At 53.7% G+C, this 14,077-nt stretch carries 10 protein-coding genes; 7 read left to right on the top strand and 3 right to left on the bottom strand.

What is annotated here, in order from left to right:
• Position 1 precedes the first annotated feature (1 nt).
• Both BM030_RS00645 and BM030_RS00640 read right to left on the bottom strand, forming a co-directional pair.
• Positions 2-1,447, bottom strand: coding sequence for an APC family permease (locus tag BM030_RS00645; protein WP_090970055.1), 1,446 nt, complete (start codon positions 1,445-1,447; stop codon positions 2-4).
• Complete coding sequence (locus BM030_RS00640) at positions 1,444-3,204, bottom strand: DUF885 family protein (RefSeq protein ID WP_244518578.1); 1,761 nt, start codon at positions 3,202-3,204, stop codon at positions 1,444-1,446. The genes BM030_RS00645 and BM030_RS00640 overlap by 4 nt, the downstream gene beginning before the upstream one ends.
• Before the next feature lie 331 nt (positions 3,205-3,535).
• Here BM030_RS00640 and BM030_RS00635 point away from each other — a divergent pair, with 331 nt between their 5' ends.
• From BM030_RS00635 to BM030_RS00605, 7 genes are all read left to right on the top strand, one after another.
• Positions 3,536-4,411, top strand: coding sequence for an AraC family transcriptional regulator (locus BM030_RS00635; RefSeq protein WP_090970051.1), 876 nt, complete (start codon positions 3,536-3,538; stop codon positions 4,409-4,411).
• Between the two features lie 168 nt (positions 4,412-4,579).
• Positions 4,580-5,530: a dihydrodipicolinate synthase family protein gene (locus tag BM030_RS00630; protein ID WP_090970050.1), complete on the top strand. Its 951-nt coding sequence runs from the start codon at positions 4,580-4,582 to the stop codon at positions 5,528-5,530.
• Entirely contained in the window at positions 5,527-7,008 is a 1,482-nt protein-coding gene (locus BM030_RS00625) for an aldehyde dehydrogenase (NADP(+)) (protein WP_090970048.1), read from the top strand. Before BM030_RS00630 ends, BM030_RS00625 begins: the two co-directional genes overlap by 4 nt.
• A complete protein-coding gene (locus BM030_RS00620; protein ID WP_090970046.1) occupies positions 7,005-8,012 on the top strand; it encodes a 4-hydroxyproline epimerase in 1,008 nt (335 codons plus the stop codon). The genes BM030_RS00625 and BM030_RS00620 overlap by 4 nt, the downstream gene beginning before the upstream one ends.
• Before the next feature lie 18 nt (positions 8,013-8,030).
• A complete protein-coding gene (locus BM030_RS00615) occupies positions 8,031-9,281 on the top strand; it encodes an NAD(P)/FAD-dependent oxidoreductase (protein WP_090970043.1) in 1,251 nt (416 codons plus the stop codon).
• Positions 9,282-9,294: 13 nt separating this feature from the next.
• Positions 9,295-10,686 (top strand): aminopeptidase P family protein, encoded by a 1,392-nt coding sequence (locus BM030_RS00610; protein WP_090970041.1) that lies wholly within the window; start codon positions 9,295-9,297, stop codon positions 10,684-10,686.
• Between the two features lie 9 nt (positions 10,687-10,695).
• Positions 10,696-12,891 (top strand): S9 family peptidase, encoded by a 2,196-nt coding sequence (locus tag BM030_RS00605; RefSeq protein WP_244518577.1) that lies wholly within the window; start codon positions 10,696-10,698, stop codon positions 12,889-12,891.
• A 10-nt stretch (positions 12,892-12,901) separates the two neighbouring features.
• On the opposite strand, the gene BM030_RS00600 is transcribed toward BM030_RS00605, so the two are convergent.
• On the bottom strand, positions 12,902-14,044 hold the full coding sequence (locus BM030_RS00600; RefSeq protein ID WP_090970038.1) for an acyl-CoA dehydrogenase: 1,143 nt from the start codon (positions 14,042-14,044) through the stop codon (positions 12,902-12,904).
• Positions 14,045-14,077 lie beyond the last annotated feature (33 nt).

Below are 14,077 nucleotides of genomic sequence, written 5' to 3'. Positions count from 1 at the left end.
TTTACTTGGAGTTGCCGACATCGGAGTTCGGCGGAAGCGAGCTCCGCCTACGTATCAGGTAATAAACGGGAATACCCAGCAACGCAATGATAACCCCCGGCCAGGTATAATCCGGTTTGTAGATGATCATCAGTACAATGAAGGCTGTTCCCATCAGAATGTACATCAGCGGCAACGCCGGGTAGCCGAAAGCTTTGTATGGCCGCGGCGCCCCGGGTCTCGACCTACGCAATTTGAAGATACCGATAATACATAGCACATAGAACATGACCACCACGATGGAAATCATATCCAGCAGGTCGCCGTACTTGCCGCTGAGGCACCATAGCGAAGCGATGATACATTGCAGCCAAAGCGCCACACCCGGAACCGAAAACCTATTCAATTTTCCCACCTTCCGGAAGAAGAGTCCATCCTGTGCCATGGAGTAGTATACCCGGGCTCCTGCCATGATCAGACCGTTGTTGCAGCCAAAAGTAGAGACCATGATCATGATGGCAATGATGGTGATGCCCAAGGGCCCGAAAATCTCCCGGGCCGCGGTCATCGCCACCCGATCTTTATCCGATGCGGCCATCTGTTCCATCGTGAGTACGCCGGTATACATCAGGTTGGTCAGCAGGTAAACCACCGTGACGATAATGGTGCCCAATGCCAAGCTCAACCCCACGTTACGCCCCGGGTTTTTGATTTCGCCGGCAACCGATGAAGAGGCATGCCATGAATCGCTGCTGAATATTGCGCCCACCATGCCTGCGGCAACGGCACCCAGCGCGGCGAATGCCGTATATTCCGCCAACGAGCCGTCTGTGTTGAGCCGGTGCAGATGCCATGCATTGCCTGACAACCAATTGGCCCGCCATACGTCCAGGTTAAAAGCAAAAAACCCGAAAAGCACCAAGCCGAGCAAGCTGACAATTTTGATAACGGTGATGCCGGTTTGTACGGCCTTCCCACTGTTGACGCCCCGGGTATTGACGATGGTGAGCAATAGGATAACGGCAATAGAAACCAGCTGGGCTGCCGATAGCTGCAGAAATCCCCAATCCATTACTGTCACGTCTTCATCCAACGCCGGCAGCAGATAGGCTGTGAATTTAGCAAAAGCCACCCCCACCGCGGCGATGGTGGCTGTTTGGATAACCGTAAAAAACGTCCAACCGAACACGAAGCTGACCAGGGGGTTATAAGCTTCCCGCAGGTAAATATATTGCCCACCCGCTTTTGGAAACATCGCACTGAGCTCCCCGTAACTCAGTGCGGCCGTGAGTGTCATGAAACCGGTAATCAGCCATACCATCATGAGCCAACCCGCACTGCCGGTATTCCGTGCGATATCCGCACTGACAATGAATATGCCCGATCCGATCATGCTTCCGGCTACCAGCATGGTAGCGTCCATCAATCCCAAAGATGATTTAAATCCCTTATCCGTTATTGTAGTCATCTGTTGAAATCGTAGAACTTCCAGTTTGTTTCATAATCCTTCTCCAACTTTTGGTTGGTTAACGTGGCACGTACCATTTCCATCGGCAGGTAGTTCTGTTTGATAACGGCGTCGTGAAACTGCTTAAACGTCATCTTTCCGCTATCTACCAGTTCTTTCTTGATGCTGAAAAGCTGCAAACCGCCCACCAGGTACGCCAGTTGGTACAAGGGCCCGTAGTTACCCTCAAAAGAACGTTTCACCTCACCGTGGGCATTGGCCGGCTCATGTCCCACCTTGTCTACGAGGTAATCGATGCATTGCTGCGGTGTCCATTCACCAAGGTGAAATTTGATCGAAAAGGTGATGCGCGCACAGCGGTGCATCCGCCAAAAGAGCATGCCGATACGTTCCTCCGGCGTTTGTGCAAATCCCTTGTCATACAGCAGCAACTCCCAGTACAACGTCCATCCCTCGGTCCAGAACGGCGTATTGAACGCTTCCCTCCGGTAAGGTTTATAGCGGCTGTTCATGAAGTATTGCAGGTGATGCCCGGGTACCAGTTCATGCTGCACCGTACCGCGTGAAAAATAGGGGTTATTGCCCCGCATACTCATCAGCTTCTGTTCGTGCGACATGGTATTGGTTGGATACGATACACTGATTTCCCGGCCGCCGGTAAAAAACGGGTTCACCAGTTGTCGTTCTGGCGTCATCATGATCATGCCCCATGTTTCTTCTGCCAGCGGAGGCAAATCCATCAGTTCATGCTGCCTAATGAACTGAATGGCATCGTCATTCAGCTTGATAATCAATTCCGGCTGCTTGCCCGGCGGCACATAGCTATTTTTCACCTTTTCCTGCGCAGCCCGCCAGTCGTCTCCAAAACCCATTTCACGTGAAGCCTTCAATAGTTCCGCTTCACACCAAGCAAATTCTTTATCGGCAAGTTTCAACAGCTCATCCGCTGTGTAAGCAATCATTTCTTCTTGCAGTTGCCGATTCAGTTCCTCGCGCCCGATGGGCTGCCCCCCAATATGGCTGCCATCGTCAAAAACGCGGGCATCGCTTTTTGAGCGAATGAGCTTGGCATATTCATCCAGTGCTTGGTCAAGTGCGTTATAGGGTTCAGGTACCCACCAGGTAAACAGCGGATCATATCCATTGTAGAAATCGTACGTACTTTTCAGGCGCGCTTTGAGCCCGTCTACCACAGCTGCCGCAAAAGCCGCTTCGTTTTGGTCAAGTTCACTGCGCCCCTCCATGCTTTTTTTGGCAGCTTCCAATTCAGTAAGCGCATTATGTAGTTGCTGGGCAACCACCTGGCCTTCTACGCTAGTGCCCCGCCGGCGCTTCGCTTCAAAAGCATAGATGGTTCCGGCGAACGGAATATAAGGCTCGATGCGCCTATACCGCTCAGCCTCTTCCTTCAAGCGCATCATATTGGCCTCAATCTTCCGTTTGAGTAGCACGTAATCTACCCGCCCGTGTATGCTCATCGCATCAAAATCCAACCGGGCAAGTTTGGTCAGGTACTCGTTGTCCAGTTGCAGCAAGCGCTCCCGCTGTTCAGGCGAGTTGGCGGAAGCCATCCCCCACCGGCCGAAGCCGGCGGACGCCATCGGGCCATAAAAGTAATCGATTGCCCGCACATCGTTTCCGTATTGGACGACCAATCCTGAGGCCTCGCTTGCCTGTTCGTAAAGTGCTTCGGCAAACCCCGGTTGCTGGGTCTGCCCTGCCATCGGCAGCAGCATGCCCAATAGCAAGACTGCCATCCTTTTCTGTAGTCGAATAATGCTCATTGCCATAAACGTAGCTGATCTTGACATTCGTCCCACGCAACAATTTACGTATGGGTTTGGAATATGGTTAGTCTTCATGCGCCAACGGAGCACAAACAGGGCAAATATAGGGCAAACTTATCCCCTGCTATAGCCACATATTAACTTTTATTTCACCGATTTAATCCACTATGCCGGTAACTGGCCCAGCCTTCCCGATTTTTAGCCCAGCATCACCATATTTTAACCAATATTGCCAAAGATTTGCATAAATACTATCAAGATCTGTACATTTATACAACAATTTAACTAACCCCATAATAACATGAAGGCATTGCAGTTTACGATTCCGGTTGTACCCGATAAAACCGTAATGGTTCAGGAAGATATTATCCCGCAGTTCTATCCGCATCTGCACCGCCATAAGGAAGCCCAATTGATTTGGATAATTAAAGGAGAGGGTACCCTGATTGTCGAAAACACCATGCATGGTTTCGGCCCCGACGATATCTTCATGATTGCCCCCAATCAATCGCACGTGTTCAAAGGGCAGAAATTCGGAAACGGGACGTCCGCCGATGTGCATACCATTTCCGTTTTCTATGACCCTAACAACGGCCGTTTGGCAGATTTTTTTCAACTGCCGGAGCTAAGCCAATTGAATTCCTTCCTAAAGGAATACGGCAACGGTTTCCGGCTTCCGCCGCAGCATTTTCATACCGTTTCCAAACGTATCCTCCGACTCAAGAATTCCGGAAGCATGGACCAGATGCTGCACTTTCTCCACCTGCTGAGGGCTTTCTGCAAGCTAAATCCGAGACCAGAACACCTCTACACCTTTGCCAGGGAACCCATTACCGATTCAGAAGGCCTTCGTATGGCTAATATTTACAACTATATCCTCCAACATTACCACACCGCGCTAACCTTGGAGGACGTTGCCGCTGAAGCGTACCTTACCCCTCAAGCATTCTGCCGCTACTTTAAAAAGCGCACGGGCGTCACCTTTGTGACGTTTCTTAATGAAATCCGCGTCAACCAAGCTTGCCGAAAGCTCACCGGCGGTGGCTATGACAGCATCGCAGGTGTAGCGTATACGTGTGGTTTCAACAGTATCACCAACTTCAACCGGGTATTCAAAACCGTAATCGGCACCTCTCCTAAAGAATACATTTCCAAGTACCTCAACACCGTCCAATAAAACCGTCCGATAAATAGGCAACTTGTCAATATTTGCATACGAATGATTAATTGACGGGTTGTCCACCGCTGTCCAAAGCCGTTATCTTTGAACCGACTGCCGCATGCATCACGCTAAACGGATAGATGCGTATAGAAAACGAGACTTACTATATTTAATAAAGAAGACATGAGCAAAACAGAACTATGGCATGGGGTTTATCCGGCATTGCTGACACCTTTTACCGCAGACGGCGCTATTGATTATGGCATGTTTGAAAAAAATTTCCGTGCACAAATCGACGCCGGGATTTCGGGACTTATCATCGCCGGCACGTTGGGCGAAGCCAGTACGCTGAGCACCAAAGAGAAATTCGAACTATTGACCTTTACCAGGCAACATGTGCCATCAAACCTACCCGTTGTACTGAATATTGCCGAACAAACGACCGATGATGCCGTACTTTTTGCTCGGGAAGCGGAAAAACGCAGCGCGGACGCGCTGATGGTGCTACCACCCATGAGGTACCGAGCTTCCGACCGGGAGGTAGTGACTTATTTCAGAACCATAGCAACCGCCACGTCCCTGCCCATCATGATTTACAATAACCCGGTTGACTATGGTATATACGTCACGCTGGACATGTTTGAACAGCTGGCGGAAAGCCCCAATATACAGGCGGTAAAAGAATCTACCCGCGATATTACCAACGTAACCCGCATGCTCAACCGGTTCGGCGAGCGCTTCAAGATCATGGGCGGCGTGGATACTCTGGCACTGGAAAGCCAGGTGGCTGGTGCGCACGGTTCGGTAGCCGGCTTGGTGGATGCATTTCCCCGTGAAACGGTGGCAATTTTCAGGCTCGTCCAGGCTGGTCTGCTCAGCGAGGCCTTGGAGATTTACCGGTGGTTCATGCCATTGCTCGAGCTGGATATCCATCCCCGCCTGGTGCAGTACATTAAACTTGCGGCCACGGCCGAAAAGTTGAGCAACGAACATGTACGTGCGCCGAGGCTGCCGTTGGAAGGTGAAGAAAGAGCACGCGTGCAAAAAATCATCGATGATGCCCTTGCGACGCGCCCGGTATTGCCGGATTATTTAAATTTGCCGTTGGCTGCCCTAACGGACAAGGTATCATGAATAATAAGACATCACTGAACGCAATAGACCATGCGGTAACCCAAGCACGGAATGCCTATCTGTCGTTCAAACGCTGGAACGTCAGGCAGCGCGCTGCGCTGATGCATCAGGTAGCCGATGAAATCGAGGCATTGGGGCCAGAGCTGATTACCACCGCCCGGGCCGAAACGCACCTGCCAGAAGCCCGGTTGACCGGTGAAAAGGCACGTACGGTTTTCCAGTGGCGGAGCTATGCGGATGCACTTGCCCTTGTGCTTGATGCCCGGATAGACACGGCAGATTCGATGCGGACCCCGCCGAAGCCCGACCTCCGCAAGACCAGCCAGGGACTGGGTGTAGTTGCCGTATTCGGGGCCAGCAATTTTCCTTTCGCCTTTTCTACCGCCGGGGGCGACACGGCGTCTGCCATTGCAGCAGGCTGCGCGGTTATCGCTAAGACCCACCCGGGCCATCCCGAAACATCGGCCATCATGGCCGCGGCCATTACGGAAGGGATACGCAAGGCCGGTGGCCCTGAAGGCTTGTTTGCTGCAGTTGCCAGTGAAGGCCCTGAGGGTGGGCAGTACCTGGTAGTGCACCCCGCTGTCAAAGCCGTGGCATTTACTGGGTCGTTCTCTGGTGGCAAGGCGTTGTCCGATTTGGCTGCAAAACGCCCTGAACCCATTCCCGTCTTTGCGGAAATGGGCAGCGTAAACCCCGTGTTCCTGCTTCCGGGCATGCTGGAAAACGCCGCTGCGGATGTTGCCAAACAGTATGCAGCTTCCCTGACGCTGGGCGTCGGCCAGTTCTGTACCAATCCGGGCCTGCTGTTTGCACCAGACCACCCTTCATTGCCTGCTTTCCTGGAAGCCCTCCGCGCCGAAATCAGCGGAATTCCGGCTGCGCCGATGCTCCACGGCGGCATTGCCGTTGCTTACCATCGCAATAAAACGGCAATACTCGCCCATGAAGATGTTTCCGTGCTGGCCGAGGTGGTAGAACAATTGCCCGACTCGCACGGGAACCCTGTAGTCGCCACAACAACCGCACGGGCTTTCGCTGCTAATCCGGGCCTCTCGCATGAGGTATTCGGCCCTTTTGGCCTCGTCATCACCTATAAACATGCCGAAGAACTGCTGAGCATTATCCAGCAACTGGATGGTCAGCTGACCGCTACCCTGCTCGCCAAACCCGAAGAACTGGAAGCCGCTCAAGCGTTGGTGGACGTACTGACGGAAAAATGCGGACGGCTGCTGCTCAATGGTTTCCCTACCGGCGTGGAAGTGTGCTACGCCATGCAGCACGGTGGTCCGTTCCCGGCTACAACGGACAGTCGGTTTACTTCGGTGGGCCCAGATGCCATCAAGCGGTTCCTACGGCCGGTGAGCTACCAGAACTGGCCAGATGAACTGTTGCCGGATGAGCTGAAAAACGCCAACCCACTGGGGGTCTGGCGTACAGTGAACGGTATATTGAACAATGCAGCGGTTTCCGTATGAGAAAGACGTTTTTTTGCATCGATGCCCACACCTGCGGCAATCCGGTACGGTTAGTGGCTGGTGGTGGCCCCGTGCTGTCGGGCAACAGCATGATGGAGCGCAGGCTCCATTTTTTGGCTGAATATGATTGGATTCGGAAAGGCCTGATGTTTGAACCCCGTGGCCACGACATGATGAGCGGCAGCATCCTGTATCCGCCATCTGACCCTGCGAATGATACGGGTGTACTGTATATCGAAACCAGCGGCTGCCTGCCCATGTGTGGACACGGCACCATCGGCACAGTCACCATCGCCATCGAAGAGGGGCTGCTGACCCCCAAAATACCGGGGAAACTGCGACTGGAAACCCCTGCCGGACTCGTGCTTATCGACTATGTACAGGAGGGAAAAAAAGTAACGGCGGTAAAACTGACTAATGTCAAATCCTTTCTGGCAGCCGAAGGACTTACCGTGGAATGCCCTGGTTTGGGCTTATTGCAGGTAGACGTAGCTTATGGTGGCAACTTTTACGCCATCATAGACCCACAGGATAACTTCAACGGACTGGAACATTACTCAGCCGAACAACTCATCAGTTGGAGCCGAGTGTTGCGCCAACGGCTCAACGACCAATATACCTTCGTGCATCCGGAAGATCCCCATATCCATGGCCTTAGCCATATCCAGTGGACGGGAGCAGTGCTTGACTCGGCTTCCACCGCACGGAATGCGGTCTTTTACGGCGAAAAGGCTATTGACCGATCGCCCTGCGGCACCGGCACATCGGCCCGCATGGCGCAATGGCATGCCAAAGGCAAACTCCGCCCTGGCGACCGTTTTATCCATGAAAGCGTCATCGGCTCCAAATTCACGGGAACGATAGAAGCAGAAATCCCCAATGCCTTCGGCGACGGCAAACCGGCTATCGTGCCCGGCATAGCAGGATGGGCAATGGTTACGGGATATAACACGATTATGATGGATGACGACGACCCTTATGCACATGGTTTTCAGGTTATCTAATTATCAGGGGTTGGCAAAATGAAAGGTTCTGTACTCATCATCGGCGGTGGAATCACCGGACTGTCTTCCGGTTATTACCTTGCCAAAGACGGCTGGGACGTGCGCATTGTGGATAAAGGTGATTTCTCCGATAACTGCTCTTATGGCAATGCCGGAATGATCGTACCCAGCCATTTCACACCACTGGCCGCGCCCGGCATCGTCACCCAGGGCATCAAATGGCTGCTTGACAGCCGAAGCCCGTTCTATGTCAAACCAACCCTTAGCCTTTCGGCACTTTCCTGGGGGTTCAAATTTCTCCAGCACACCAATGCCGGCCATGTTAACCGCAGTGCACCGCATATCCTTGCGCTGAACAACTTAAGTAAAGCGCTTTACGATGAACTGGCAGACGATCTGCACGGCGGGTTCGGACTGGAGCGCCGCGGCATCCTGATGCTCTACAAAACACCTAAAACGGAAGAAGAAGAAATCCACCTGGCAGAAAAAGCCCGATCACTGGGATTGGATGTAGAGGTGTTGAACCGTAGCCAAGTGCAGCAGTTGGAACCGGACGTCCGACTCGACGTCAGGGGTGCTGTCCATTACCGATGCGACAGCCACCTTTACCCGCCGGCGTTGATGAGCGGCTTAACTGACAAACTTAGACAACTTGGGGCAGCGCTTATTCCGAAGGCTGAAGTCACCCGCTTCACCCTCAAACAGGGCCGGATCGCCTCCGTGGAAACCCGCACCGACAGCTATTCCCCCGATGTGGTCGTGCTCACGGGAGGAGCTTGGTTGCAACAGCTCGCGAAAAAGGCAAGGCTGAATATTCCGCTGATGCCCGGCAAGGGCTATTCATTCATGACGGACGCCTACGCCGGAAAGCTGAGGTATCCGGCGTTGTTGCTGGAAGCCCGCGTAGCCGTCACGCCCATGAACGGCAAGGTCCGCATCGGCGGCACCATGGAGCTGGCCCCCATCAACCGGGGCATTAATATAAAACGTGTAGAAGGCATTGTCCAATCGATACCGGAATATTATCCGGAGTACCGGCTCCCACTGCCAGCAGACGAGGCAATATGGCTTGGATTCAGACCCTGCTCACCCGATGGACTGCCCTATCTTGGGCGGGCGGCATCTATTGATAACCTGATTGTGGCGGGCGGCATGGGCATGATGGGACTCAGCATGGGGCCAGCAACCGGTAAAATCGTCGCTGAACTCGCCAACGGAACACCGCCCTCCTCCGATATCACACTTTTTACGCCCGACCGTTTTCAATAATTCTCTCCAAAACATGTTCGACACAAAAACGTACGTTACCCGCAGGAATGAACTGAAAGCCCGTCTAACATCGGGGATGGTGCTGCTGTCGGGCAACGGGGAGTCGCCCATCAATTACCCGGACAACCCATATCCCTTCCGGCAAGACAGCACGTTCCTTTACTATTTTGGCATAGCGACCCCTGATTTGACGGCCGTTATCGATATCGATGAAAACCGTACCCTCCTGTTTGGCGATGAGCAGAGCATAGACGATGTAATCTGGATGGGCAAACAGGAAACGCTGCAAGCGAAAGCTGCAGCATCCGGCGTGACGGAAACACGCCCAACCGGTGCCCTCACCGGCGTCATCACCGAAGCCCTGCAGAAGGGCAGGCCTATCCATTTCCTGCCCCCTTACCGGCCCGCCAACCGCATCAGGCTGTCGCAAGTGCTGGGTATACCGGTAGAGCGGCTTTCCTTGGCTGCGTCTGTGGAACTCATCAAAGCCGTTGTGGCTCAGCGGTCGGTGAAATCGCCGGAAGAAATTGCCGAAATCGAAAAAGCGGTTAATGTGACGGTTGACATGCACCTGGCCGTCATGCGGTCGGCAAAGACCGGCATGCGCGAACAGGAACTGGCTGCAACCGTACAATACACGGCGCAGCGGCAGGGCTATGCATTGGCCTACCCCACTATCTTGACCACTCGCGGACAAGTGCTGCATAACCACTACCATGGCAACACACTTCGGGAAGGCCAGCTCGTGCTGAACGATTCGGGCGCGGAAACCCCGCTCGGGTATGCGGCCGACCTGACCCGCACGTTTCCCGCGGGGCGGCGGTTTACGCCGTTGCAGAAGGATGCTTACGAAGTGGTCCTTCATGCGCTGGAAACGGCCACGGGTACCATTGCCCCCCGCGTCCGTTACCTGGACATCCATTTCACGGCCTGCCGTGCATTGGTGGATGGTTTAAAGGATCTGGGGTTGATGAAAGGCGACACCGATGCGGCCGTCGATGCCGGTGCGCATACGCTGTTCTTCCAGTGCGGCACGGGGCACATGATGGGGCTTGACGTGCATGATATGGAAGACTTAGGTGAACAATATGTGGGCTATACCGACGCGCTCCGGAAAGATACGCAAACCTTCGGACTCAAGTCTCTCCGTCTGGCACGTGAGCTACAGCCAGGATTTGTCGTGACCGTGGAACCCGGACTGTATTTTATCCCGGAACTAATTGACCGCTGGCGGGCGGAAAAGAAGCTGGCTGCCTTCATTAATTATGACAATGTGGAAAAATTCCGTAGCTTCGGTGGAATCCGTATCGAAGACGATGTGCTCGTAACGGCTGATGGTTACCGCATACTGGGCAAGCCACTGGCTAAGTCTGTTACAGCCATCGAAGCGCTGCGGGATGGATAATGCAAACGTATGATGAACCGGATATTCTTACCATTAAAACATTGTCGATTCGCACTGTTGTTCATCGCGGCAATGAGTCTGTATGTGGCGAAAGCCCAGGTGCGGCAGCAGCCGCTGTGGACAGCCGATGGCAAGTCTATCATTAACAGCGTACAGGGAGAAATTGTGGCCGTGGAGGTGTCCGACCCACAACAGCGCACGGTACTGGCCTCACGGACCGACCTGACGCCCGCTGGCCGGAACACGCCGTTGCCTGTTGTCCGGTTTTCCCTATCGGAAGATGGAAAGCTGATACTGATCAACACCAACACTAAACGGGTATGGCGCTATGATACCCGCGGCGACTACTGGGTGTATAACCGGAACGACCGCTCGCTCCGACAACTGGGCGCGTCTTTCCCGGAGTCTTCCCTGCAATACGCCAAGCTGTCGCCCGACGGGAAGAAGGCCGCCTACGTGAGCGGCCACAACCTATATGTCGAAGACTTGGCGACACACACCATAAGCGCGCTGACGGACGATGGTACGGATCGCATCATCCACGGCACATTCGACTGGGCGTATGAGGAAGAATTCGGCTGCCGCGACGGGTTCCGCTGGTCGCCCGACAGCCGGAAAATTGCTTTCTGGACCATCGACGCCCGCACGATACGGAATTTCCTGATGATTAACAATACGGATTCCACCTATTCTTACACGATTCCCGTGGAATACCCCAAAGTGGGCGAGGCACCCAGTGGCGCATCAATTTCCGTGGTGGATGTCCAACAGGGCAATACGGTTGAGATGGCCGTTCCGGGCGACCCGGTGGAGCACTACCTGCCGCGCATGGAATGGGCCGCCAACAGCGATGAACTCATTATCCAGCAGCTGGACCGCAGGCAACAGCGAAGCACACTTTACCTGGCCAATGCCTCAACGGGCAGTTGCCAGCCCATCTACCGGGAAACCGACGACGCTTGGATAGACATCAAATCCCGCTGGAACGACGACGACCCCTCCGGCTGGGAGTGGATAAACAACGGGAAAGAATTTATTTGGGTTAGCGAGAAAGACGGCTGGCGCCATTTGTACCGGGTAGACCGTAAGGGAAACGAAAAACTCATCACACCGGGCGATTATGACGTCATCGGTATCAACCGGATTGACGAGGCCCGTGGCTATATTTATTTTTCGGCATCGCCGGAAAATGCCACACAACGTTACCTCTACCGCGTGAAGCTGACCGGCGGTCAACCTGAACGCCTAACACCGGCTGATCAAGCCGGCACGCATCATTATAACGTGTCGCCAAACGGCACCGTTGCGTTCCATACATTCAGCAGCCACGAGCTGTTCAACGGAGGGGAAGTGGTGAGCCTGCCAGACCACAACGTGCTGGTGAAAGGTCAAACCACCAGACCTCCGGCCACTGCGTCCAAAGCTGAATTTTTTACGGTGACAACAGCCGATGGCGTTAACCTGGACGGTTGGATGGTCAAACCCAAAGACTTCGACTCCACCAAAAGGTATCCCGTTGTATTCTACGTGTATGGGGAGCCAGCCGGACAAACCGTTACTGATACGTACGGCATCGGCCATAACCGGCTGTACCGTGGAGATATGGCAGCTGACGGCTATATTTATATTTCCGTTGAAAACCGCGGCACACCTGCACCCAAGGGCCGTACGTGGCGGAAGTCTATTTACAAAAACATCGGCACACTGAACATCCGCGACCAAGCCATGGCCGCAAAGGAAATCCTTAAATGGCCGTTCATAGACTCCTCACGCGTAGCGGTATGGGGATGGAGCGGCGGCGGCTCATCCACGCTGAACCTGCTCTTCCAATATCCGGAAATCTATAAAACCGGCATAGCGGTTGCAGCGGTTGCCGACCAACTGATGTATGACAACATTTATCAAGAACGCTATATGGGGCTACCGCAGGAAGACCGGACACCGTTTGTCCAGGGTTCGCCCGTTACGCATGCCAAAAATCTGGTTGGCAATCTGCTGTATATCCACGGTACGGCCGATGACAATGTGCATTACCAGCATGCCGAACTACTTATCAACGAATTGATTAAGCACAACCGGCAGTTCGCTTTCATGGCCTATCCAAACCGGAGCCACAGCATCAACGAGGAAGAGGGCACCGCCGAACATCTGGCTACGCTATATACGAACTTCCTGCGCCAGCATTGCCCGCCCGGAGGGAAATAACTGGTACGGGCTACCCGCTCAACAAATCCCTTGCAATGACCATCCGTTGGATTTCCGAGGTACCTTCATAGATTTGGGTAATCTTGGCGTCGCGCATCAGGCGTTCGACGTGGTATTCTTTTACGTAGCCGTAGCCGCCATGAATCTGCACCGCTTCGACGGTAGTTTTCATCGCCACCTCGGAGGCGTACAGTTTGGCCATGGAAGCAGCCTGCGCATAGGGCTGGCCCTGATCTTTCAACCAGGCAGCCTTTAGGCAAAGCAACCTTGCCGCTTCTATCTGAGTGGCCATATCAGCCAACTTGAACTGGATAGCTTGGTGCTGGGCGATGGGTTTGCCAAAGGTCTGACGCTCCTTGGCATAGTTCAGTGCCAGCTCATACGCGCCCGAAGCAATACCCAGTGCCTGCGCCGCAATGCCGATACGCCCGCCTTCGAGTGTCTTCATGGCAAACTTAAATCCGAAACCGTCCTCTCCGATGCGGTTTTCCTTGGGCACTTTTACATCGCTGAAATGGAGCGAGTGCGTATCTGACCCGCGGATGCCCAGCTTATTTTCCTTGGACCCAACCGTGAATCCCTCCATTCCTTTTTCCACGATGAACGCGTTGATGCCCCGGTGCCCCTTTTCGGGATGGGTTTGGGCCATCACCAGGTACGTGGAGGCGGTGCCGCCGTTGGTAATCCAGTTTTTGGTGCCATTAAGCAGGTAATAATCGCCCATATCCGCAGCCATGGTACGCTGTGAGGTGGCGTCTGACCCCGCTTCGGGTTCCGAGAGGCAGAATGCGCCGATGTGCTCCCCGACAGCCAATGGCTTTAGGTACTTCTCTTTCTGCTCCTCTGTGCCGTATTGTTCGAGGCCGTAGCACACCAATGAATTGTTGACCGACACCACCACCGATGCAGACGCGTCAATCTTGGAAAGCTCTTCCATCACCAATACGTACGATACCGCATCAAGCCCTGCGCCGTTGTATTTGGAGGCGACCATCATCCCTAAAAAGCCCAGTTCGCCCAGCTTCTTGACCTGTTCGGCAGGAAAGCGCTGTTGCTCATCGCGCTCGATGACGCCGGGTTTCAACTCATTTTGTGCAAAGTCCCGAGCGATATCCCGGATCATTCGTTGTTCTTCGGTGAGTTCGAAAATCATAATTGACAGGCTCCTTACGAAGCAAATATAACA

This window comes from Parapedobacter composti, assembly GCF_900112315.1.
Taxonomy (GTDB): domain Bacteria; phylum Bacteroidota; class Bacteroidia; order Sphingobacteriales; family Sphingobacteriaceae; genus Parapedobacter; species Parapedobacter composti.
Note: the sequence above shows the minus strand (reverse complement) of the source record. Positions and strands in the feature narration are given on the sequence as shown.

What these genes read in the sequence shown, in the direction of transcription:
- BM030_RS00640 (WP_244518578.1), bottom strand. Translation starts at nt 3,204, where the DNA reads ATGGCAGTCTTGCTATTGGGCATGCTGCTGCCGATGGCAGGGCAGACC.
- BM030_RS00635 (WP_090970051.1), top strand. Translation starts at nt 3,536, where the DNA reads ATGAAGGCATTGCAGTTTACGATTCCGGTTGTACCCGATAAAACCGTA.
- BM030_RS00610 (WP_090970041.1), top strand. Translation starts at nt 9,295, where the DNA reads ATGTTCGACACAAAAACGTACGTTACCCGCAGGAATGAACTGAAAGCC.
- BM030_RS00615 (WP_090970043.1), top strand. Translation starts at nt 8,031, where the DNA reads ATGAAAGGTTCTGTACTCATCATCGGCGGTGGAATCACCGGACTGTCT.
- BM030_RS00620 (WP_090970046.1), top strand. Translation starts at nt 7,005, where the DNA reads ATGAGAAAGACGTTTTTTTGCATCGATGCCCACACCTGCGGCAATCCG.
- BM030_RS00630 (WP_090970050.1), top strand. Translation starts at nt 4,580, where the DNA reads ATGAGCAAAACAGAACTATGGCATGGGGTTTATCCGGCATTGCTGACA.
- BM030_RS00625 (WP_090970048.1), top strand. Translation starts at nt 5,527, where the DNA reads ATGAATAATAAGACATCACTGAACGCAATAGACCATGCGGTAACCCAA.
- BM030_RS00645 (WP_090970055.1), bottom strand. Translation starts at nt 1,447, where the DNA reads ATGACTACAATAACGGATAAGGGATTTAAATCATCTTTGGGATTGATG.
- BM030_RS00605 (WP_244518577.1), top strand. Translation starts at nt 10,696, where the DNA reads ATGATGAACCGGATATTCTTACCATTAAAACATTGTCGATTCGCACTG.
- BM030_RS00600 (WP_090970038.1), bottom strand. Translation starts at nt 14,044, where the DNA reads ATGATTTTCGAACTCACCGAAGAACAACGAATGATCCGGGATATCGCT.